Genomic DNA, 23,989 nt, shown 5'->3' on the forward strand with positions numbered 1-23,989 from the left:
TATTCTCGAAAATAATACGTACATTGCATAACGATTTTAGGATGTAGATTCGTTATGATTGATATTCAGGTAAAGCTACATGACAGGTACTCCGTGGAGTTTAAGGTCGGTTACGTGGTAGATCGTGATCGGGAGGAGAACGAGTTCAGAATGGACACGTGGTTTTTCGTGCCTCATAGTCTTGGTATCAGTGCATCAACTTACTCGAAAGATGATTTTTACAAGGACGTGCGTTCTAACGTGAGGCTAATTACCCCGATTTATTCGTTGGAGGAAATCGCAGAGGGTGAGTGGACCCCTTTCGTGTTTCTGGAGGATGCGTTTCAACATCTGGTAGAGGAACGCACGAGGGAGTCTGTCGAAACTTACGAATACCAAATCAAGATGTTCACCTCGATATTCAAAAGCGCCTTGCGGGGGAGCGTGAATAAGGCGATTCATCACGAGGTGGAAGGGAATGAACGGGGATTGATGGTAGGGCACTATGTAGCTTGTGTTCGGATTATTGCCCGTCGTTATCGGGAGTTGAAAAAGATTGTTCATGTACAGGGATTGCCGAAAGAAGCGTTGAACTATTTTTCTTTCGGGGACGAGTATCTTTCCAACTTGCTCGAGTTTCACACGTTTCGTTTATTGGACGGGTTGAAAGAGTTTGACGTGAAGTGTTACGAGCAAGAGAAGGAGAAATTGCTGGAACTGGTGCATGAAGAGATAGCCTACAAGAAGAAGCATGGTTATCTGGTAGCGGAGAAAGATAGTCGGGATCAGAACCGGACGGTGATTTATCGGCGGGGGATATTGAAGAAATATGCGGAAAGTGATCTTTTCTTGAAGGCATCGAAAAAACGGGACGGGGTATTGGTCGAGCAGATATATTATAGTCTGGCAGCCGGGCTCTCGATGATATTTGCCACGGTAATCGCGTTCTCGTTTCAAAAGAAGTACGGCAATTTTACCATGCCCTTGTTCGTGGCTTTGGTCGTGAGTTATATGTTGAAAGACAGGATCAAGGAATTGATGCGATTCTATTTTGCCCATCGCTTGGGAAAGAATTATTTTGACCGGAAAACGAAGATCAGTATGGGGGATAAGGTGGTCGGTCAGATCAAAGACGGGGTGGATTTTATATCGGAAAATAAGGTGCCGGAAGAAATTATTAACCGACGGGCACGTACTGATCTCTTGGCTGCCGACAACCGGTACGCGGGTGAGAAGATTATTCTCTACCGCAAGTGGATACAGTTGGATGCGGAAATTTTAGGTGAATATAGTCAATATGACATTTCGGGAGTAAACGAGATTATCCGCTTTGATTTGGGAAATTTTGCCCGGAAGATGGATGAGCACGCTTATGAACTTTATGTTCCGGAGGGGGATTCGGGTTACACGGCAATCAAGGGAGAGAAAATTTACTACGTCAATTTCCTGATTCAATTGCGACACGAGGGAAACGTCGATTACAGGCGTTTCCGTCTGATGATTACCCGTGATGGGATACGGGAAATTCAAAACTTGTAGGAAGCAATCAGTTTATAAAGTTTATTATCCACGACAGCATGGCTGCCGATAGGTATAGTCCGAAGGACACCCGTTACTTTATAAACCTTACAAACTTTATGAACTTTATAAACTCATATATAAAAATATATTGTAGCTTTGCGGGACAATCAACCTTAAAGATCTTTAGAATAGAAATGAGAAAATGGAGCATTGACGATTCAGCAGAACTGTACAATATCAACGGTTGGGGGCTGAACTATTTTTCGATTAACGAGAAAGGACACGTGACGGTAACACCGAAAGTAGGAGGACCAAGGATTGACATCAAAGAATTGATGGAGGAACTTCAGGTGAGAGATGTGTCCGCTCCCGTGTTATTACGGTTCCCAGATATTCTGGATAACCGGATCGAAAAAATCTCAAGTTGTTTCCAGGCGGCTGCCACGGAATATGGTTACACGGGGAAAAATTTTATAATTTACCCGATCAAGGTGAACCAGATGCGTCCGGTCGTGGAGGAGATTGTAAGTCATGGGACGAAATATAATATCGGTCTTGAGGCTGGTTCCAAACCGGAACTGCACGCCGTGCTATCCATCGATATTGACGATGATGCCATGATTATCTGTAACGGGTACAAGGACGAGAACTACATCGAGCTGGCCTTGTTGGCACAGAAGATGGGGCGGAATATTTACCTCGTGGTCGAGAAGTTGAACGAGTTGAGGAATATAGCCGCTATATCCAAGCGCCTGAAAATTCGCCCGAACATCGGCATCCGGATTAAATTGGCAAGTTCCGGTAGCGGAAAGTGGGAAGAGTCCGGGGGTGACGTCAGCAAGTTCGGTTTGAACTCCAGTGAATTGCTGGAAGCGCTCGACGTCCTGCAAAAGAACAAGATGACCGATTGCTTGAAACTGATTCATTTCCATATCGGAAGTCAGGTGACGAACATCCGCCGTATCAAAACGGCATTGAAAGAGGCATCCCAATTCTACGTGCAATTAAAAAACATGGGATACAATATACGTTTCGTCGACATCGGGGGCGGACTGGGTGTCGATTATGACGGGACCCGTTCCGCTACAAGTGGCAATAGCATGAACTACTCGATTCAAGAGTACGTGAACGATGCCGTTTCCGCTCTGGTGGATGCTTGCGAGAAGAATGAATTGGAACAGCCGAATATCATTACCGAGTCGGGACGCTCCTTGACGGCGCATCACTCCGTGTTGATTTTCGAGGCATTGGCAAGCACGAGCCTGCCGGCTTTTGACGAGAACGAGGAGATTGCCGAGGATGCCCATGAACTGGTGAAAGAATTGTATGACCTTTGGGAGAACTTGAACCAGCCCCGCTTAATCGAAACGTGGCATGATGCCATGCAGATACGCGAGGATGGCTTGGGATTGTTCAATCTCGGGTTGATTGATTTGCATACCCGTGCCCAAATCGAACGTTTGTTCTGGTCGGTAGCCCGTGATGTATATGATATGGCGGTGAACACGAAACATTCACCGGACGAATTAAAGAAAATCTCCAAGTTATTGCCGGATAAATATTTCTGTAATTTCTCGTTGTTCCAGTCGTTGCCTGATTCATGGGCGATAGACCAGATTTTCCCGATCATACCGATTTCCCGTTTAAATGAACAACCGACGAAATCGGCAACTTTGCAGGATATCACTTGCGACTCCGACGGGAAGATAGATAATTTTATCTCTACGCGTAATTTCTCGTACCACCTTCCGGTGCATGACTTGAACGGGAAGGAACCTTATTATTTCGGGGTATTCCTCGTTGGGGCTTACCAGGAGATTCTGGGAGATTTGCACAACTTGTTCGGGGACACGAATGCCGTTCATATTAAGGTGAAAGGTGACGAGTACGTGATTGATAAGGTCATCGAGGGGGAAACCGTCGCAGATGTGTTGGAATACGTGCAGTTTATGCCGAAGAGAATGGCTCGTACCGTCGAGGTATGGGTAACGAGTTCCGTGAAGAAAGGAATCATTACTGCCGAAGAAGGACGTGAATTCTTGTCAAATTACCGTTCCGGGTTGTACGGGTACACTTACTTGGAATAGAACGAGATTATTTTATTAAATACAAAGAGCGTGTCGGTTATCTTGTTATGGATACGGGCACGTTCTTTTTATATATGTGAAAATAGAACCCGGGAATGTTAAAGTGCAAAATATTAATATTGAAAATCAGTGTGTTGTATGAAATATGATATTTAACACTATTAAATGAGGCGCAAACGTTTGTGGGTAAAAAAAGATTTTATAGCTTAGCAACGTCAGAAGAAAAAAAGCCTCGTGCTGTCACAGCAGGAGGCAACCAATAACAAATTTATGAAAAAAAATCGAAGTCTCTTTTGAAATCCGGTACAAAGGTATCGGCTTTTCTTTATATATGAAAATTCTTTCCGTTAAAATTCCATTATATATAGATTAATCATTGTAATCTATAGTGCTAAACGTATTTTTCCGAGAAAGGTTTCAAGATAAACGGGAAAAAATAATTTTTTTAGTTGAAGTTATGCCACTAACCGAAGATACATGAAGATAAAATAAAAATGGTCCGCGCTGTCTCAGCGGGGACCCAAAATACCAATAACAAATTTATGAAAAAAAATCGAAGTCTCTCTTTGAATACTGATACAAAAGTATCAGGTTTTTATCGCGACCGAGTAACGTTTCCGTTAAGTTTCGGTTACATGATAATTCATTCAAATTGTATGCCTATATACGCTAATAGAACGTAAAGGTTTCGTAATTAATCGAAATTAAACCTTAATTGCAAGGGTGTGTTGATGTCTTTTTCTTCGAAATTATTTGATACAGAGAGTCCTACAAGTCTAATTCTAAATTCAGAAAGTTCCAGTTCACGGAGTAATTTTTTTGCCAGGGGGAGTATTTCTTTCAGCGTGTGCAGGTCATGTGGCACGGTGACACTGTGTGTCTTTTGGGTAAAGTCGTGGAACTTGATTTTCAATGTCAATGTATGTCCCTTGAAACCAGATGTTTCTATCCTGTGTACAAGTTCTACAGTCACCTGGTAAAGTTCGATAATGATTTCCATGTACTTCGTCAAATCTTTCTCGAAAGTGTACTCGCACCCGACAGATTTGCGTATGCGTTCGGGGGACACGATTCGCGGGTCTATCCCGTGGGCGAAGTCGTGGTATAGAGCCCCGTTTTTCCCGAAGTTGCGGGTCAGGAAAGCCAAGGAACAGCGGCGAAGTTCCGTCCCCGTGTGTATTCCAAGGGAATGCATCTTGCGGGCGGTAACTTTCCCGATGCCCCAGAAAGCTTCAATGGGTAACTTCGATATGAAACTGTCCGCTCGTTCGGGATGTATTGTGTATAGTCCATCCGGCTTGCGGTAATCGGAAGCAATCTTCGCGAGGAATTTGTTGTAGGAAACACCCGCGGAGGCGATTAGCCCTAGTTTTTCTTTTATTTCCCGTTTTATTTCCCGGGCAACGTCCACGGCAAGCGGGATGCCTTTTTTGTTCTCCGTGACGTCGAGGAACGCTTCGTCGAGTGCCAATGGTTCGATGATGTCGGTATATTCCCGAAATATTTCATGAATCTGGCGGGAAACGGATTTGTAATGTTCCATACGGGAGGGTACGAAAATCAATTCCGGGCAAAGTTCTTTAGCTTTCATCGACGACATGGCGGAGTGTATGCCGTGGCGGCGAGCCTCGTAACTGGCGGCTGCCACGACTCCCCTTTTCTCTGCCCTTCCCACGGCAAGCGGTTTGCCCCGGTATTCCGGGTGGTCGCGTTGCTCGATGGAAGCGTAAAAGGCGTCCATGTCGATATGAATAATCTTCCTGTTTTCCATGTTCCCTTAGAGTGAGTAAAGATAAAACATTTTCGGGAAAGTAGGAATTTCTATAGAGGAACTGCCGTGTTCCTAAATGAATTATGGATTACTAGGGTATTAATTCTGGTGCAATAGCATAAAAAATATTGTAGATTCCCTGTAGATTCGCTGTAGCAACGCTGTACATACACAGTGTTGCTACAGCGAACCTACAGGGAATATATAGTATTTTACACGGGAGTAATGCGGAATTGATACAGGTTTAATACTTGATTCATGTATCAATTCCACTTGTTTACGCTGTATGCTCTTGCTCTTTCGTGCATGAGTGAGTACACGGGTGAGGTATTTATAAAACAGTTAATCGTGGAGGGGAGAAATGTTCGATTTTAGTCAAGATACATTCGGGGGAATAAAAAAGAGAGGTGTGTCAAAACACACCTCTAGTCTATAAAGTTCATAAAGTCGAGTCTTCGGCTCCTAAGGTCTATAAAGTCTACAATCCAATAAAGTAACGATATTCAATATGATGAAATGCAGACTACTCGCGCGTTGACCTTACGCCCTTATGGACTTTTAGGCTTTACGGACGAGAGGGCATGTCAAAACACGCCCTCTTGTATTATTTTTGGAATAATTTATTCCAATTTTTATATTCTCTTTCTTTCCAAGGACCGTTGTGATAAACGTAACTTGCGATTGCGGGGATAACGGTTGTGCCTTCGGCATAAACCATTTGCTCGTAGGTAACGTCGACTTTACCCCAAGAGCAGGCTTCTTTCAAGGTTGAAGAAGAGCATGCTCCGTCGCGAACGTCAGCCACGGTGATTTGGATGGCGTATTTGTGCATAGGCACGTCGAAACCTAAGATTTCAGCACAGACTACGGTGTCTTGTGCGAAGTTCTTCGGGGTTCCGCCACCGACCATGAACAGTCCGGTAGTACCAGCCTTGATCTTGATTTGGGTCAGTTCAACGAAGTCCTTTACCGAGTCAATCGACAGGTGTTTGTCGGGGTGTTCCCATTGGTGTTTACCGATACCGAATCCCGCGCTACAGTCTGAGAATGCCGGGCAGAAGATGGGTACACCACATTCATAGCAAGTTTGGATCAAGCTGTCTTTTTTCACGGCGTGTCCCTCGTGTAACCATTTCCCGATTTCCCAGATAAATTCACGTGATGAATAAGGACGGGGTTCCAAGTTGTTGGCGATCTCGTAAGTCGTGTGGTCGCAAGCTTGTAATTCCTCCTCGTCGATGAACGTATCGTAAATACGGTCAATGTAAAGTTCTCTCAATTGCATGTCAGGCACGTCCTGGTGTCCCTTGTAGTGTTTGAAACCCAGAGCCTCGAACAAGTCCATGTCGATGATAGATGCTCCGGTAGAAACTACCACGTCAACCATTTTGTTGCGAACCATATCCACGTATACCTGCATACATCCGGCAGCACTTGTACTTCCGGCAATGGTAAGAATATTAGTACACTCTTTCTCTCCAACCATCATCATCAGGATATCAGTTGCTCTGGCAGTATCGCGAGAGGTGAAGGACATATCGCGCATCGCGTCGATCAATTGGGTTGAGTCATACGATTTGATGTCGATGTGTTTGATAGTGTCTTTTAATAAATCTTTCTTTTCCATTTTATTTATTTAAAAATATAAGGTACAATTATGAGGACCTTATTGACTCAATTTCTTTATTTGTGATTTATGATTTTAGATTTTGGATTCCAACCGCACAAGGCTTACGCTTTTTTGAATCATAAATCGTAAATCATAAATCGTAAATTGTTTCATTGGTTTTGAAACCTCATGCTCAATATCTGGTAGATCAGTTTGCTTGCAAGGAAATCGGATGATCTATTGATTTCGTTGGGGCAAAGTTCTACCACGTCCAAACCGATGATGTTGTGGCGCTCGTTGATCAGTTTCAGGAAATTCAATACTTCCCGGTAATACAATCCGTCTGGTTCCGGGGTTCCCGTGGCCGGAAGAATAGCGGGATCGAAAACGTCCAAGTCGATCGTGATATAAACGTTGTCATGCAATTTCTGGGATACCATGTACATCCAGTTGTTGCCCTCTTTGGCATCATGCAGGTCGTGAGCGTAAAAAATACGGTCGGGCATGATGTTTTCCTTTTCCTCGATAGCGGAACTTCTGATGCCTACTTGTGCAACGGTAGCCACTTCTTTGGCACGGGCCATCACGCAGGCGTGGTTGTGGGTGGAACCCTCGTATTCGCTGCGCATATCGGAGTGTGCATCCAATTGCAGGACGGAAAATTTGTCATAGTGTTTTGCAAAAGCCCGGAATGCCCCGATACTCACGGAGTGCTCCCCTCCCAGTATCACGGGGAATTTTTTATCTGTCAGAATTTTATCAACTTGTTTTTCCACTTCTTGAGACATGGCTTCGGGAGAAGAGGCTTCCGTTACCGGGTCTAATGTCGCGATGCCGCGGGTGTAAACTTCGGAATCCGTTTCGATATCGTAGAGTTCCATGTTTGCCGACGCTTCAAGAATCGCGTCGGGACCTTTGTCCGCTCCCTTCAACCACGTGCTTGTCCCGTCGTAAGGTACTGGTAATACTACAATCTCGGCTGTTTCGTATGCCGTAAACTCGCTGTCGAGTCCTCCATAATTTTTATTCTCCATATCTATTTGGGTTTATAGTGTTTATAAACTCCTTTCTTTATAAAAAGGTCTGCAAAACTAACGTATTTAATTGAAAATTGAAAATTGAAAGTTGAAAATTATTTGTTGCGTTTTTCAGCCTCATTCACAAGATGTTTCATGGTATCCAGTGTTGCCGCCTTGTCGATGTTCAGAACTTCACGGTTTCGCATGATCCATTTGCCGTTGACCATGGAGGAACGGATGTTCTTGCTGTTCGCCGCGTACACGATGGCAGAGTACTCGTCGTACACGGGAATCATGTTGCTGGCGTCGGCGTGAATCACGATGAGGTCTGCCCGTTTACCTGTTTCGAGGCTTCCGGTCAAATGACCTAATCCCAAGGCTCTAGCCCCGTTGATGGTTGCCATGCGAAGGGCGGTGCGGGCGCTGACTGCTTCCGGGTTGTAACGTGTTCCCTTGGGGAGAAGGGCGGCGAAGCGTGTTTCTTCGACCATGTCCAGCGTGTTGTTGCTTGCCGTGCCGTCGGTCCCGATGCTCACGTTTACCCCTGCTTTCAGGTAGGCGTCCGTGTCGGCGATTCCGCTGGCGAGTTTTAGATTGCTTTTCGGGCAATGCGCCACGGAGGTGTGTGTCCGGGCATATAATTCGATTTCTTTCGGGTTGAGCCAAACGGAATGAGCGGCAATCACGTTTCGATCAAGTAAGCCGATCGAGTAGAGATACTCGGCAGGGGAGGCACCTGTTTGTGTCGTGACGTCCTCTACTTCTTTGCGGGTTTCGGCCACGTGAATGTGAAGGGGAATATTGTATTTTTCCGTTATATCTTTTGCTTTTCTCAGGGTTTGTTTCGAACAGGTATATGGCGAGTGGGCGCAAACCGTCGGGTGGATCAGGTCGTTCCCGTACCATTGCTGCACGAGGGATTCACAGCGGGCAATACCCTCGTCGAGCGTGTGAAAACTGGGAGTCGGGAAGTCTATGAGCGATTCGCCGATAACGGCACGGATTCCGGCTTTCTTGGCTTCCGCGGCGATAATATCCTCGAAGAAGTACATGTCGTTGAAACAGGTCGTACCCGATTTGATCATTTCAATAAAGGCCAGCCGGGTAGCCACGGCAACATTCTCCGGTGTCACCATACGGGCCTCTGCCGGGAAGATATGGTCGTTTAGCCACGTGTGAAGGGGAAGGTCGTCGGCGTACCCGCGTAACATGGTCATCGGCACGTGCGTGTGCGTGTTCACGAATCCGGGCATTACGATCATGCCTTCCGCGTCGAAATATTCGGCATCGGGCATCTCGATTTTACCGTCACGAATTTCTTTGATACAATTTTTTTCTATCAGAATAGAACCGTTTTTAATCACCTCCATGTTTTCGTTCATGGTGAGGATGCGGGCGTTGAATATGATGGTATTTTTCATGGTGTTTTATTTTTGTGAAAGAGATTCTTTTTCGATGATATTTGGTAATTGTCCCACGAGGTAAAAAGGCAAATTAATGAGTTTGCCTGTTTTCCCGTTCGGGGTTTGAATCGTGTCAATGGAATAAGGTTGTGACCATACCCGTATAGCCATTGTTTGTGGAGAGCGATCTAAGAATGAATGCAAGGACCGTAAATGTGCATTGTGTCCGGATTTGACTTCAATCGGATAAATCATGGAATCCTGTATCCAGATGAAATCGACTTCCGCAGGGGATTCGCTTTTGCTACGGGTCCAGAAGTTACGCCTTTGGCTTACCTTGTTTGTTAAAGTTAATAATTCTTGCGCTACAACGTGTTCTGCGATATTCCCTCGCCAGGCATCGAGAATGTCTTTGCTCCCGAGTATTTCCTTTTGTACCTGTGCGGCGTAATTAACCAAACCGGTATCTAACCAGATTAATTTAGGCATTCGTTTTTGTTCGGGTATCGCGGGAACTTCTGTTGATGTGGTGGGATAAACCAATTCTGTCAACATGGCTTTTTCGAGTAGGCGAAATGCTTCGCCGATTTCTCTGGCACTGTAAGTCGACCCTGCGAACCGGCCTAACGTGATGGTCTGACCTGCCATACTCCATCCCTCTTTCAGTAAAAAACGTACAACCTCGGGAAGTTGTTTACCTCGGGTGTATTTTTCCACGTCATCCCGGTAGCCTTGCAACAGGGTTTCGTATATGTTGTTAAGTGATAGGATATCTTTTCGTTCCGCGTAAAGTTGTACGACTTCGGGCATTCCGCCAATCAACGTGTAGATATTGAACAGTGTCATTAAGCGATCGTGAAAAGCTGTCGTCGCCTCCGTGTGTTCCAGTACGGTAAGTAATGTTTCGTTTCCCGTGGCCCGTAAAAATTCCCGAAATGAACAAGGGTGTAAGGCAAGGTATTCTACTCGCCCTACCGGAAATGAAGTATGAATGTCGACTATATTTTCGAGTAAAGAACCGGCAGCAATCACGTGTATCTCCGGTAATTCTTCATAAAAGTAGCGTAGGAGAGAAACTGCTTTTGCAGAATTCTGAATTTCATCGATAAATAACAACGTGTGTCCTTCTTTGCGTGTTTTTCCACAATGGGCAAAGATTAAAGGCAATAGATCTTTGAGTGGAAGGGGTAGTTCAAAAATATCTCCAGCTTCTTTTTTTTCTAAGTTCAAATACAGGTAGTTATCAAATTCTTCTCCGAATTGGTGGATCAATGTTGTTTTACCGACTTGGCGAGCTCCTCGTAGTACTAAAGGTTTACGGTGGGAATCGTTCATCCATTGTTTTAAAGCTGTTAAAATGTCTCTTTTGAACATAATTGCTTGTGTGTTGATTATCAGTTGCAAATATACAAAAATGTTTCAAATCGGAGGCAAGTTGACCCTATTTTTGTTTCAAATCGGAGGCAAGTTGACCTCAATTTTGTTTCAAAACGGAGGCAAGTCTAATAATTGAACCTGAAATGCCAGAGCGGTATGATATTGCCGGATGCAAATTCTATATCGTCTTTTGTGAAAAATTGCTCAATAAATGAGCAATTTTAGATGAATTTTGCTCAACTTATGAGCAATTTGCGAGAATTCTTTCGTTTAACAAACATACCTTTTTTACACAAGATGTTAAACTATATTAAATACGACTCTCCTCAGGTAAAAATGAGCGGAGAAAACTGTTTTATAATAAAAGCATGACAAAAATATATGAAGAAATTGGATAATAAAGAGAGAAAAGATTTGGAGATTGCCGAGAAGGCAATTGAGCGGACGGAGTCGATGAAAAAGGAAATTCTCTCGCGTGAGATAGAGTTTACCGAAGAAGAGGAAGGGATGCAGACGGGGACGGATGTCGTGGAACGGATGGTAGAGGAGATACATCAGATAGCACGGATGGACAAGGAGAAGATGGGGGAAAAATTGCAGGTAAGATTGCGGGGATTGGAGCGGAAGAAAAGAGCATCCCGTCTTTGGTTGTACGCGGGGAGTTCCGTGGTGGCGGCGGTCGTGTTGTTTTTCATGGTAACAACGATGTTGCCTGAAGAGGAGCGAGTGATGGAGAAGGCTTCCTTGATCAACATGGCGGAGATAAAGGTACCGACGTTAATCACGACTGAAGAGAATGATGCGATCCTCTCGTTAGATACTTTGGAAGTGAAAGAGGAGGGAAACGTGTATATCGTGGGTGACAAGAAACGAGAGGAATTGTCCGGAGAGAATCCTGACCCAGTGGAAAAGCCCGTCCGAATTGTTCGAATGGTAATTCCTGCCGGGTATACCTATAACGTGCAATTGGCAGACGGTTCCACGGTCATGCTGAATGCGGGGAGTGAATTGCGATTCCCGGAGGAATTTCGTGATTCTGTTCGGCAGGTGGAGTTGAAAGGAGAAGGTTATTTTGACGTGCGGAAATCCGATGCCCCTTTTGTCGTGAAAGCCGGGGGGACACGAGTGAAGGTCTATGGCACGCGATTCAATCTGTTTTATAGTGAAAAACTTGCTTTTTCCGAGGCTGTTCTGGTAGAGGGAAGCATTGGTATGATAGCCGGGGGAACGGAAACGATGATCGTGCCGAACCAACGTGCCGTGTTCACGATGCGGGATAGTGTTACTCGGGTTGAAAAAGTAGATCCCGCGGATTACATCGCTTGGCTAGGGAATAGTTTCAAGTACAATGGAATGAGACTGGATAAAATAGTCTTTGATATATCCCAATGGTACGGGGTGGATATTCGCCTCGCGCCGGGATTGGAAGGACAATCATGTAGTCTTGAGTTTGACAAGTCTTCCACGATCGATTGGGTGATGAAAGCCCTTGGGTTGATCTTGGATAAAAACGTTAAAAAAGAAGGAGGTGCTTACTATATAGATTGATTGAAATCAAATAAAGAAGAGAATCCGCTGAGAGTGGATTCCCTTTTGAGCCACTGCCGTAAGGATTGATTTCGCAGGTCAGATGCCTTCGGTCGTGACGAGTAATAAACGTTAGTCAAAACGTTTACATCTAATATTCTTACAAATATATGGAAAAAAAAGAAGTAATGAACAAAATTAGGGGTAATAAAGTTATCATCGGTGTGTTTATCATGTTTATGCCGATGTTATGGAGTCCTGTGCGATTAGCTGCTTCCGTGTCGTCGAGTAACGTGGGCGTGCAACAAAAGGACGAAAAGAAAGTCACATTGAATATTATAGACAGGAATTTAACTTACATCTTGTCAGAGATAAAGCAACAAACGGGGCTTGCTTATGGATTCAGGGATAGCCGAAATGCAGTTCAAAACGAGCGTTTTACAATTAACGTGCGTAACGTAAGTGTCGATTCGGCTCTAACCGTATTGTTGAAAAATACTCGATACACTTACCAGATCGAGGGGGATTTGATTCTAATCATGGCAAGACAGGAGAAAGCCCAAGTGGCGGATAAAAAGGACATGATCACCGTGAAAGGTCGTATTGTGGATGAAAAGGGAAATCCTGTAGCGGGAGCAACTGTCGTGATTCACGGGACAACCAGAGGAGTGGCCTCTGATGCAGAGGGACAATATTCCATTGATGCGAAACCGGAAGATATTTTACGGGTTTCCTTTATTGGTTTTGAAACAAAGACTGTTGAAATCAAGGGGAAAGAAAAATTGAATGTTCGTTTGGTTCCTACGGAGGAGAACCTCGAAGAAGTTCAAGTTGTTGCTTTCGGTACACAGAAGAAAGAGAGTGTAACAAGTTCCATTACCACTATTCGCCCCATGGATTTGAAATCGTCCAGCAGTGACTTGACGGCAAGTCTTACCGGAAAAATAGCCGGTATTGTCGGTTGGCAAACAGGTGGAGCCCCCGGTGCCTTGACCGAGGAGGAAATGAACACGAAGTTTTACATCCGGGGTATTAGTTCGTCCAATGGGGCTTCCGAGCCTTTGGTGTTAATTGACGGGGTAGAATCCTCTCGTTTGGATTTGTCGCGTATGGCACCGGAAGACATCGAGAGTTTTTCCGTGTTGAAAGATGCCGCCGCCACGGCGATGTACGGAGCTCGTGGGGCGAATGGGGTGATTATTGTGACCTCGAAGAAGGGAGAAGCAGGAAGTGTTTACACTTCTGTGCGCTACGAGGCGGTAGCTTCCATGCCAACGGATAAAATCGACGTGGTGGATCCTCAAACCTATATGCGCATGTACAACGAGGCGTTACTGGCACGTAACCCGGGAGCCACGCCACAGTACTCCTTGACCCGCATCGAGCGCACGGGTAGTAAGGATTATCCCTCTTGGGTGTACCCGGCGAACGATTGGTTCAAAACCTTGTTCAAAGATTGTTCCGTGAACCACCGCGTGGGCGTGAACGTGCGGGGAGGTTCCGAGGCGGTGCAATATTACGCGTCCGTCAACTACGTGAACGACCAAGGGATGTTAAAAACTGACCGGTTGAACCAGTTCGACGTGAACGTCAAGAACTCCACCCTTTCATCACGTATCAACTTGAACGTGAATTTGAGTACCGGTCTTCGTATGTTGGTCAATGCCAGCATGAATTACGATAAATACCATGGACCTTTCTTTGGCTCGGGGCAATCGGACGTGCAATCGGTCTACTATTACGCGTTCAACGCTTCGCCGGTGGATTTTGCTCCAACTTATCCCGGTGATTTCGAACACGGGTGGCCACACTTACGTTTCGGGGGTAAACGGGTAGATAACACCGTATCCCTCAATCCATACGCGAAAATCCAGAGTGCCTATCAAGACCGGAGTCGTTATAGCGCGACGACCAGAATAGAGTGTATTTATAATTTAGGTTCTCTGTTAAAGGGGTTGGAATTGAGGGCAAGTGCTTCTATGTCAAAGACCGGGTACGAGATGAATGCTTTTGAAGTCACGCCGTTTTATTATGCTTTGGATGCGGAAAATGGTGGTTATGATTTCGAGACAGGTGAGCACAAGTTGACATTGTTATCTAATGGACGCCGGACGTTGGAACAGCCTTTTGGAGGTTCCGCATCAACGTCTTCCACGCAGTTGGTGTACGAGGGTAGTTTGCTTCACACCGCGGCATGGGGCGGAGATGATGCTTCCTTGCATCAAACTTCATTGACCGCGGTATTCCAAGCGTTACAGGCAAATTCCGCTCCCGTGGGTAATTTGTTCGGTAGTTTTGAACAACGAAACTTGAGTTTTTCCATGCGCGGTAGCTATGGGTTCATGGATCGTTACTTCATCGAGGCAACTTTTGGATATAATGGTTCCGAGCGTTTTACCAAAAACAACCGGATGGGTTTTTTCCCGGCTCTTAGTGGGGCGTGGATCGCTTCCAAGGAACGCTTTATGCAAGGAGGTGTCAGCCAATGGGTGTCTTTCTTGAAAATCCGAGGCTCTTGGGGTAAAGTGGGTAACGATGGTATTATCAAAGATCCTCGTTTCGTGTATATGCCGGAAATTATATATGGTCCGGAATATGCAAACACTGAACCGGGAAACCCAGAGAGAATAAGTCGTAAAGAAATCAAGAACTATGGGGATCCGGATGTGAAATGGGAAATTTCCGAGCAGGTGAACCTCGGTATTGAAACCCGTTTCTTCAAGGATATCTTGGAGGTTAATCTCGATATTTACCAAGAGGTGCGCCACAACATCATCGAACGACGCCTCTCTATCCCCGCGCACGTGGGCGTGGAGGTGAATCCATTGGACAACTTGGGTAAAGTTCGGGCTCGCGGTATAGATCTTGCCGCTAAAGTGCAACACGCTTTCACGAAAGATTTTTGGGTTATATTGAATGGAACCTTTACTTACAATAAAGCGATTTACAAGGAATTGGATGAAGCAAAGGATAAGCCGTACTGGCAGTTGAAAACAGGTCACGAGATTTCTCAACGGGTGGGATACATTGCCGACGGGCTGTTCTGCGATCAAGCGGAAATTGATAATTCTCCGCAAGCGAAAACCGGAATCTTGCCGGGTGACATCCGTTACCGGGACGTGGATGGGAATGGCGTGATTGACGTGAACGATGCCGTGCATATAGGTTTCCCTGAAACACCGCGTATGGTGTATGGCTTTAGCGGATTCGTCAATTACAAGAACTGGGAGTTTAGTTTCGCGTTCCAAGGTTCCGGCAAACGGAGTTTCTTTATCAACCCGAAATCTTTATCCCCGTTCGAGAATGATCGAGCCATGCTAAAAGAGATATACAAGAGTCACTGGACGGAAAAAAATGCAAGCAATCACCCGTTTTGGCCTCGTCTTTCCGTGGGAAATGTTACCGATTATAACAAGCAGGAGGATTGGGACGCTAACCTCACGGATGCGCGCCGTTCTACCTACTTCATGCGGGAGTGCCGATTCTTGCGTTGTACCGCCTTGGAATTGGCGTACAATTTGCCACAGGCGCTTCGTCAAAAAATGCGTATGCAGAATGTGAAGTTTTTTGTCCGTGCCAACAATCCCTTCTTGATTTCAAACTTCAAGTTGTGGGACGTGGAATTGGGAGGAAACGCGTTCAATTATCCCATTCAAAAGACTTACGCTTTGGGTGTTAATATCAGTTTCTAACTTAAAATCAGAAATAAAATGAAGCGTCTATTTGCTTATTTGTTTATTCCTTTCTTGATGCTCGCCTCTTGTGACAGTTGGCTGGACGTGGTGCCGGAAGAGGATATCGCCACGATTGATTCGGAATTTGAAACCTATGACCAGGCTTACGTTTGGTTGCAAAGTGCTTATACCTACATGCAAAAAATATATGAGCGGTATAACGATGTGGCTTACTCGGGAACAGACGAATTGGTTGCCGACAATTATTTGAGGAATTCGCGTGCGTCCAGTCATCCCGTGGGGTTGGATATTATTGGCGGAAGACAGAACGTGTTTGCTCCTTACGCCGACACGTGGTTGAATGTAGTTACACTTCAGTCAGGACCAGCCCGGAATGATTTTTACACGCAAATCTCGATATGTAACCATTTTATTACCCGTATAGATAACGTGTATAATTTGCCCGCTAAAGATAAGAGCGAGTGGAAAGCGGAGGTGATTGCTTTGAAGGCTTATTATTATTTGGAATTGGTGCGTCGCTACGGGCCGGTGATGATTGTTCCTGATTCGTTTGACCCGAATCAGGATGTGGAATCATTGAAATTGCCTCGTAGCCATGTGGATACTTGCTTCAATTACATCGTACGTTTGTGTGATGAGGTTGTTGATTTACTTCCATCGCGTCTGGCAAAAAAGACAGATCGAAGAGGGTATTTTAACAAGGAAGCGGTGATGGCATTGAAAGCACGGGCATTGTGTTATCAAGCATCCGATCTTTTCAACGGTAATTCCGATTATACCAATTTCGTGAATAAAAATGGAGAACCGTTGTTTAGCAGTACTCCCGACCCCCAAAAATGGGAACGGGCAGCCCAAGCGGCTATTGATGTCATAGACTTTTGTCATGATGCGGGTTCCGCCGCTTTAATTGAAGGTAATATCGCGAATACGCCTTTGCAATCGTGCATGCTTGATATTGAAAAATCTACCCAGACATATGGCTGGAGGAGTGATGAAGCGTTGTATATGATCAGGTTGATGGATGGTAGTGATATGGATTGGTTTAAACTCATATTGCCTAAATTCTCAGACGGTTCGAACCACACGTTGCCGGGAGCTTGTTTCGCGCCAAGCATGAAAATGGTGGAGATGTTCTACACGGAGAACGGTTTACCTATCAATCAGGATTTGAAGTGGGTTGGGGCCGGTAATCCGTATGCTCTTAGCGTGGAAACGGATCCGAAATATGTCGATGTGGTGGCGTTGAATGAGCCGGTATTGAACCTGCATCGTCGTCGCGAACCCCGTTTTTATGCAGACATAGTGGCAGATCGTTGTTATTGGCGTTTGGGAACCGAAACCAATAACGTGTATTTGATAGAAATGTATCAAGGAGAGGATTTTGGACTGGTTGAAAGACGTTTGTCCGCGAGTACCCCACAAAATATCACCGGGTATTACTTGAAGAAAGGAACTGCATCTACTGCGACTCTTAACGCGCATCAGGGTGGTTTGACCAGTTTGGGGGAACGACCTGCTGCTATATTCCGGTTAGCGGAGATGTACCTTATTGCCGCCGAGGCGTTAAACGAGTGCAAGACGGCTCCCGATGCGGAGGTGTACAAATATTTGAACGAGGTGCGTCGTCGTGCCGGGATTCCGGATGTGGAGGAAGCTTGGAAAGGTGCCCGTGATCCGGGCAAGGTGAAATCCAAAACGGGTATGCGCGAAATTATCCGTCAGGAGTGGAACATCGAGTTTGCTTTCGAGGGATTCAGATTTTGGAATTTGCGTCGTTGGAAAGCCGCGAATGTGGAACTGAACGAGAAATCCTTGGGGTGGAACGTGATAGCCAATAATGCCAACGATTTCTATAACAACGGGCGTGGTCCGGTAGAAGTTTATTCCGGTAACACGTTTGTTGCTCCGCGTGATTATTTCTGGCCTATCCGAAGCGAGGAGGTGCAGACTGCCGGTTGTGTGCAAAACCCGGGATGGTAGATGGATTTGCGATTGTAGATTTACGATTTTAGATTGTAAACTCAATTAAAATTTAAAATTTGAAATTATGATACAAAGAATATTATTTTTATTGCCGGTACTTTTCCTTTTCTTTGCTTGTAGCGATGACGATGAAGTCGGGTTCGACGTGCCGGTGGAATTTCGGAAAATCTCCTTTGACCCGATACCCGGGGGTGCGGTAATGCGTTACCGATTGTCCGACAATATGGATATTTTCAGGATACGAGCCCGCTATAAGGATGCTTACGGGCGACACTTGGTGAAAGAGGGTAGTTACTTGACGGATACCTTGTTGTTAAACGGTTTCACGGAAGCGCGTGCTGACGTGCCGGTGCAACTGACTTTCCTCAATAATGCTCTGGAGGAATCAGCCTCGTTGAAAATGACTTTCAACACGGGAACTGCCGCCACGGTGGCTCTGTTCGAGAATTTGAGCGTGAACCCGTTCTGGGGTGGAGGATTCAACATTATTTATTCTTCACCGACTACCGTGGAAGGAACCGTGCATATTTTTTACGTCGGGATAAATCCCGCCACGCAACGGGAGGATAATATCTTACTGGGAAGTTATCCTATCGCTGAAGGTGGTGATACGCTGAATTTTGAAATAAAACAGAACGTGGCGAATTTGAAAGTGATTGTACGCACGGATGATTTCGAGGGCAACACGGTGAAAGTGCAAACTTATGAAGGTATTGAGTATTTGACCATGGAGCCGTTGGCACCGGAATATTTTACATTCTCTTTCCCGGAGTCGTTGAAAATCGAGGATGAGGCTCATCAGATCGGCGTGAAATATCTTTTCGACGGGCAAAAGAAAGGGGCGAATTACAGGAAAAATTATCAGAAAAGGGATTTCTACAAATTTGGTACTTTTGTGGCTGGTCCCTACGCGTTCAATGAGCGTTTTATCATAGATTTCGGGACCCCGAAGGTGCCTGCCATGTTGCGTGGTGATGCTTTCTTGTACCATGGAAACTATTACCCTAATCCCACGAATCCTAATCCGAATATGGATATGTTTGTGGCTAACTTGTGGCATGGAGTTTACACCTCCCGCTTGCCGGCAAAAATCAAAGTGTACGGGACGAACGCGGCAGATCCAACCAAAGTGCCTCTTAACGAGTGTACGATGCTTTACAAGTTGGAAGAGGACCCGAAATGGTCTAATTTCTATGACAATGCCTGGTGCCGTTACTCGGATTTCCAATCCGGTCCGATGGATTATATGAAAGATGCATACAGAAATAGAACAGATCAGGAATTCGAGGAAGCGGAACCTATTTCATTGGATATGAAATGCAACTTTTTCGGAGAGGCTTTCCGTTATGTATTCTTCGTCGTGGAGGACACGTGGACGAGTAACAACTTGGGTTGGATGTATCCGAATGGAAATGAAGAGAATCTGATGGAGTACATCACGTTCGACGAGTTGGAAGTATTTGTAAAGAAGGAATATTAAAAAGACAGTTATGATAAGAAAACTATATAATGCGATTGGATTGTTCTCCGCGTTCTTGATTGCGAGTTGCAGCGAGAGCCTGGAGGATACATACAGCGAGTTTACCAAAGATGGGATTGTCCGCTACGTGGGTAAATGTGACAGCGTGAGCGTGAACCCGGGTTGGGAACGATTGCAGGTGGTGTGGAAACACAACATCGATGCCGGGGTGAAAAAAGTGAAAATCAGTTGGAAATCGGATAAAGGTGCAGGTGAGATGTTCGCGGACCCGTGCGACCCGGATAGCGATGATTTGATGGATACCGTTTACATTGAAAATTTGGTAGATGCCATGTACACGGTGCGGATAAACAACGTGACAGACGATGGCAGGGAGTCACTGGTGGAGGAGAAATACGGTCGGCCGTACTCCTACGAGCACGAGAATTTGCGTTCGTTCTCGCGGGGGGTTACCGCTTTTAGTCGTATGGGAGATAAATTGGCATTGCTACTTGATCAAAGTAACGAGGATGTCAAGGAGATGTTGTTATGTTTCAAGGATAAGGCGGGGAATGAACACGAGTGGGACATGAAAGCACATTCGAATGATACACTTTCTTACAAGTATTGGGGTATGACTGAGGTAAAATTGGGACGCGACTATCTTTTTTTGTTGCCGGACGAGGAAGGGGTGGACATCGATTTCAATCAACCGATTACCGTGAAAAGAAAGGGTAAATTGCCGGAATGTGTGGATGAAATAGATTTCAAGGACGAAACGTTGGATTTGAACGAGAGATTGTGGTCTTCGGCCTTCATGCAACTGATGCGGGGTTTGTATGGTTCGAGTTGGGAAAGTCGGGTAGATGAGTTGGAAACCTTGGAAATAGATTACGATATGCCTTCCATGCAGGATTTGATGTATCTCCCGAATTTGAAGAAAGTCGTTCTTGGTAAGAATCGCTACATGAATACAAAATACGTTGAAACGAATCACAGCACCACGGATGAATACGTGGGGTTGGTGATGTTGCAATTCTTGAAAGATACCCGACCTGATTTCACGGTGGAACGGTATAATACGCACTATTTTTTCGGGAAAGATAGGTTTGCAACCCCTTTGCTCAAAGCGTATAAAGAGTCCGGTAAATTAACTAATTTGGAGTTGGAGGAGAAAGGAAGTAGCAATTTATCGAGCAAACCGATATTCACGCCGTTGGATACCACAGGGTGGGTGATGACTTGTTCCGATACCTTGCATAACGGTTACAAGAACAACGGGGTGGCCAATTTGCTTTTCGACGGTCCGCGGGTAGTGTCCGGGAGTGAGGAAGAGGTGTATTTCGAGCCGGGAGAAACGTTAGGTGCGGGTATCGTTACCGTGACTTTTGACATGAAAACTTCGCGGGTTGTGGAAGGTTTCAAGGTGGGGCAGCCTACTCGTAATGAGAATGGTGATGAGGCTTACTTGTTGTCGAACGTGAAAATAGAATTTTCAAGTGACAGTTATACTTGGACAAATGCCAATTACACGGACGGGAACGTTACTATCGGGAATACTCCCGGGGAGGAAACGTATGTTCTGGTGCCGGAAGAGATGCGTACTCCTGTGCGGTATATCCGTTTGAGTATGTCGAATCTCCCGGTTGGTAAAATTGCTTCTCAAATGAAATACTGTTTGCGTTTGGGTAAGTTTATCCCGTGTACGGTCGAATAATCTAAATTTCGGGTGCTTGCATTTCCTGCCCCGTGCGGGGCAGGAAATGCTTTTTCTTGAGTGTGGAGGTGATTGCTATACAGAAATAATAACTATTAACAATGTTATGATGAAAAATATAAAATATGTAATAATAGCTTGCTTCACGTGTTTGTGGTGTGGCTGTTACCAGGGAATGTTGTTTGAGGATACTTTTCTTGATGATGAAGATATAATGCTGTATGATGAAAAACCTTTTAAATTTGATACTCTTTGTGAAAAAACCAATGGCGCAACTATTTGGGGGAAAAGGAGATATTTGGATAAACGAGAAATAGCATTGATGAGCATGTTGGGACAGGAGTTAATAGTAAAGGAATCTGTTTTATACAATATGTCGTATAATTTGTTTATTAAACTGGAAAAACAGGGGTTATTCAAATTAAGATTTGGTATAGATGCAACTGATTATGATAAAACGGATTATAGATGGGGTAAAGATGGATATTATGACTCACGTGAAAGAATGATTTTTTTCTGTCATGAATCGTTGATAATGAGTGAAAGAGTTTTGCTACATGAATTATTGCATGTTTTTCAATGTGAATTGGCTACTGTGAGACCTACAGTAAATAACGAGCTTTTTATGGAATATGAAGTTTTGATGATTTATGATATTATTCAACAACGGATGCGAGGGGATGTCCGAATACATTTAGAAGGAGGAAACGATAACAAGGTATATGCAGATTTCATTCGAGAGGCAGCTTTGGGAAATTATACTTTTAACAAAGAACTTTTGCGGAAACTGTTTAATGATTTTTTTAAAGAAAAGTATTCAGGAGTAAAACCAAATTATGAGCCCAGTTTTTTGTTTTATTTTTTGGGCGGACGAGTAGTTAATTAGTTTCACTAATCTTAAAGAATATATCATGAAAATAATAGTATTGTGTTTGACGTTAATATCAGTTGTGTTTGATGTATGTGCACAAAAACAGTCATTTAAGAATTTCAAAAGGTACAGTAATTGGATTGTTCCGACAGAAAATTTTGAGCAAACGTTTGATTCGATAAGACAAGAGGTACTCTCGAAAGACATATACGTGGACTATCGTGTTATGCAACCGACAGATAGTCTTATTGATTGGTTGATTCACATGAAGTTAGATGTCCCGGAAAAACGAGATTTCATGTTGTATAAAGAGTCTGTGGAATATGAAAAACGCATGAGAGCTTTGGGTAAAGAGATGAACTCGTATTATTTGTTTGAAGAATGGTGGTCATTGATTCCTGAAACGTTAGTGAAGCGTTTAAAAGAAAATGAAAAGAATTGGAATAAGTTGTACGAGAACTACTTTGAAGCCCACGCGTTTGTGAACAACCAGGGGAAAATACTTTCCGTCTATTTTAAAATACCTTCGGTTATGCTTGATGTGGTGAAAGAGGAAGAGTTGCAGATGATTTACGATCGTGTAATGGAAAAGAGATTGGATATTGAAAATTTCGTTTTTCGTCGTCCAACGAATAAGCAAGTGAAAGAGACTTTGGCAGAAATTGTGGGAAAAGGTAGAAGCGGAGAAGAAAACTGGGATCTTTTCGTTAACATGAGACGCCAAGGTGTTCCGTGTGTTTATGGTAATGTGAATTTTTTTTATATGCAAAAACAGGATACGACCCGAATACCGGAAGAGGGAACCGTTTTCTTGTAGAAAAAGATAGAATTGGCAGAGAATAATGCAATAAAGATGATGAAAAAAATAGGATTGTCTATACTGTTGACCGTTTGTGCGTACGTGGCAAGCGTGGCGCAAGAGGGCTTTAAAATTACTGGACACTTGGGAGGTACTCTCGGGGGCGACCTCGTGTTAGCGACAACCGGAGCGGAAGGTTTGGTTAAACTGGACGAGGCCGTGATGGTAAATGGAGAGTTCGAGTTTGCCGGGTGTGTCGATGGAGTGATTCACGCCTATATATTGACGGCGGAGCAACAACCGGTAGCCACGCTGATGCTCGAGAATTTGGAATACACGGTAGTGGCGGGAGAAAAGGGTATTGAAGTGCAGGGAGGTGGAGAGTCTCAAAAGATATTGAATCAATATAATGAGATACAGCAAATTATTGCCCGAGAGAAAATGCGCGTGGAACAAGAAACCCGTGCCGCTTACGGTCAGCAGAACCAAATGAAGTTGCAAGCATTGCAACAGCAGTTCCAAGAAGTGATGGAAGAAATGAAAGTGAAACAAGCGGAGTTATTCCGGGTTTACAAGGATTCGCCCGTGACCGCCTTTATGCTTGTTTCCAGCATGGGAGAAATGGATTATTCCTCGTTGAAAAACGTTTATGATAAGTTGGGCGAACCGGCGAAAAATAGTCTTTATGGTCAGGCGATCGTCCAACAATTGGCCCTGTTCAAGCAAGTGGAACTGGGTTCCGTGGCACCGGATTTCACGGGTACCACGTCGGGAGGGGAAAGTGTATCCTTGCATGGTATCAAGGCAAAGTTGAAATTAGTGGACTTTTGGGCATCATGGTGCGCCCCCTGTCGTCAAGAAATGCCTAACGTGGTGAAAATCTACAAAAAATACCGTGAAGCAGGTTTGGAGATCATCGGTGTATCGCTAGACACGAAAGTTCCGGACTGGCTGAAAGCCATGCAGGACGAGAAAATGACTTGGCCTAATATCATGGACGAGCAAAAGGGAATTTCCGCCCGTTACCTTGTGCGGGGTATTCCTCACACCGTGTTACTGGACGAAAATAATCGTATTGTCGCCAAGAATCTCCGGGGAAAGACGCTGGAAAAAAAGATCGCGGAATTGTTGGGGAAATAGGGATAATGGTAGAAGTGTGATTGATATAACAA

The 23,989-nt window shown here is 44.7% G+C and carries 15 protein-coding genes; 10 read left to right on the forward strand and 5 right to left on the reverse strand.

Annotated elements, in window-relative coordinates:
• Positions 1 to 54: 54 nt before the first annotated feature.
• Together L0M98_RS17020 and speA are read left to right on the forward strand one after the other, a co-directional pair.
• Positions 55 to 1,518 carry a hypothetical protein gene (locus L0M98_RS17020; RefSeq protein ID WP_227217015.1) on the forward strand — a complete coding sequence of 488 codons (1,464 nt, stop codon included), beginning with the start codon at positions 55 to 57 and terminating at the stop codon, positions 1,516 to 1,518.
• A gap of 176 nt (positions 1,519 to 1,694) precedes the next feature.
• A complete protein-coding gene (gene speA, locus L0M98_RS17025) occupies positions 1,695 to 3,587 on the forward strand; it encodes a biosynthetic arginine decarboxylase (protein ID WP_227217016.1) in 1,893 nt (630 codons plus the stop codon).
• Between the two features lie 694 nt (positions 3,588 to 4,281).
• Here the strand turns inward: speA and dinB are convergent.
• From dinB to L0M98_RS17050, 5 genes are all read right to left on the reverse strand, one after another.
• Entirely contained in the window at positions 4,282 to 5,358 is a 1,077-nt protein-coding gene (dinB, locus tag L0M98_RS17030; protein WP_227217017.1) for a DNA polymerase IV, read from the reverse strand.
• 604 nt (positions 5,359 to 5,962) lie between these two features.
• Positions 5,963 to 6,985, reverse strand: coding sequence for a 1,9-bis(guanidino)-5-aza-nonane synthase (locus L0M98_RS17035; RefSeq protein WP_227217018.1), 1,023 nt, complete (start codon positions 6,983 to 6,985; stop codon positions 5,963 to 5,965).
• A gap of 152 nt (positions 6,986 to 7,137) precedes the next feature.
• Positions 7,138 to 8,001 carry an agmatinase gene (gene speB, locus L0M98_RS17040; RefSeq protein WP_186974821.1) on the reverse strand — a complete coding sequence of 288 codons (864 nt, stop codon included), beginning with the start codon at positions 7,999 to 8,001 and terminating at the stop codon, positions 7,138 to 7,140.
• 98 nt (positions 8,002 to 8,099) lie between these two features.
• Positions 8,100 to 9,407: an amidohydrolase family protein gene (locus L0M98_RS17045; RefSeq protein WP_227217019.1), complete on the reverse strand. Its 1,308-nt coding sequence runs from the start codon at positions 9,405 to 9,407 to the stop codon at positions 8,100 to 8,102.
• Positions 9,408 to 9,413: 6 nt separating this feature from the next.
• Positions 9,414 to 10,763, reverse strand: coding sequence for an ATP-binding protein (locus L0M98_RS17050; RefSeq protein ID WP_227217020.1), 1,350 nt, complete (start codon positions 10,761 to 10,763; stop codon positions 9,414 to 9,416).
• A 384-nt stretch (positions 10,764 to 11,147) separates the two neighbouring features.
• On the opposite strand from L0M98_RS17050, the gene L0M98_RS17055 reads away from it, so the two are divergent.
• From L0M98_RS17055 to L0M98_RS17090, 8 genes are all read left to right on the forward strand, one after another.
• Positions 11,148 to 12,314 (forward strand): FecR family protein, encoded by a 1,167-nt coding sequence (locus L0M98_RS17055; RefSeq protein ID WP_227217021.1) that lies wholly within the window; start codon positions 11,148 to 11,150, stop codon positions 12,312 to 12,314.
• A 167-nt stretch (positions 12,315 to 12,481) separates the two neighbouring features.
• Complete coding sequence (locus tag L0M98_RS17060) at positions 12,482 to 15,985, forward strand: TonB-dependent receptor (protein WP_227217022.1); 3,504 nt, start codon at positions 12,482 to 12,484, stop codon at positions 15,983 to 15,985.
• Between the two features lie 18 nt (positions 15,986 to 16,003).
• Complete coding sequence (locus tag L0M98_RS17065; RefSeq protein ID WP_186974818.1) at positions 16,004 to 17,968, forward strand: RagB/SusD family nutrient uptake outer membrane protein; 1,965 nt, start codon at positions 16,004 to 16,006, stop codon at positions 17,966 to 17,968.
• Between the two features lie 67 nt (positions 17,969 to 18,035).
• Complete coding sequence (locus L0M98_RS17070; RefSeq protein ID WP_227217023.1) at positions 18,036 to 19,451, forward strand: DUF4959 domain-containing protein; 1,416 nt, start codon at positions 18,036 to 18,038, stop codon at positions 19,449 to 19,451.
• A gap of 10 nt (positions 19,452 to 19,461) precedes the next feature.
• Positions 19,462 to 21,147, forward strand: a complete 1,686-nt coding sequence (locus tag L0M98_RS17075; RefSeq protein ID WP_227217024.1) for a DUF4998 domain-containing protein — start codon at positions 19,462 to 19,464, stop codon at positions 21,145 to 21,147.
• Between the two features lie 106 nt (positions 21,148 to 21,253).
• The gene (locus tag L0M98_RS17080; protein WP_227217025.1) at positions 21,254 to 22,033 is read left to right on the forward strand and encodes a hypothetical protein; all 780 of its coding nucleotides are present in this window, start codon (positions 21,254 to 21,256) and stop codon (positions 22,031 to 22,033) included.
• A gap of 25 nt (positions 22,034 to 22,058) precedes the next feature.
• Positions 22,059 to 22,835 carry a hypothetical protein gene (locus L0M98_RS17085; RefSeq protein WP_227217026.1) on the forward strand — a complete coding sequence of 259 codons (777 nt, stop codon included), beginning with the start codon at positions 22,059 to 22,061 and terminating at the stop codon, positions 22,833 to 22,835.
• Between the two features lie 36 nt (positions 22,836 to 22,871).
• A complete protein-coding gene (locus L0M98_RS17090; protein ID WP_227217027.1) occupies positions 22,872 to 23,957 on the forward strand; it encodes a TlpA disulfide reductase family protein in 1,086 nt (361 codons plus the stop codon).
• Positions 23,958 to 23,989: the final 32 nt, after the last annotated feature.

The organism is Butyricimonas sp. DFI.6.44, from assembly GCF_022132345.1.
In the GTDB taxonomy this organism is placed as follows: domain Bacteria; phylum Bacteroidota; class Bacteroidia; order Bacteroidales; family Marinifilaceae; genus Butyricimonas; species Butyricimonas muris.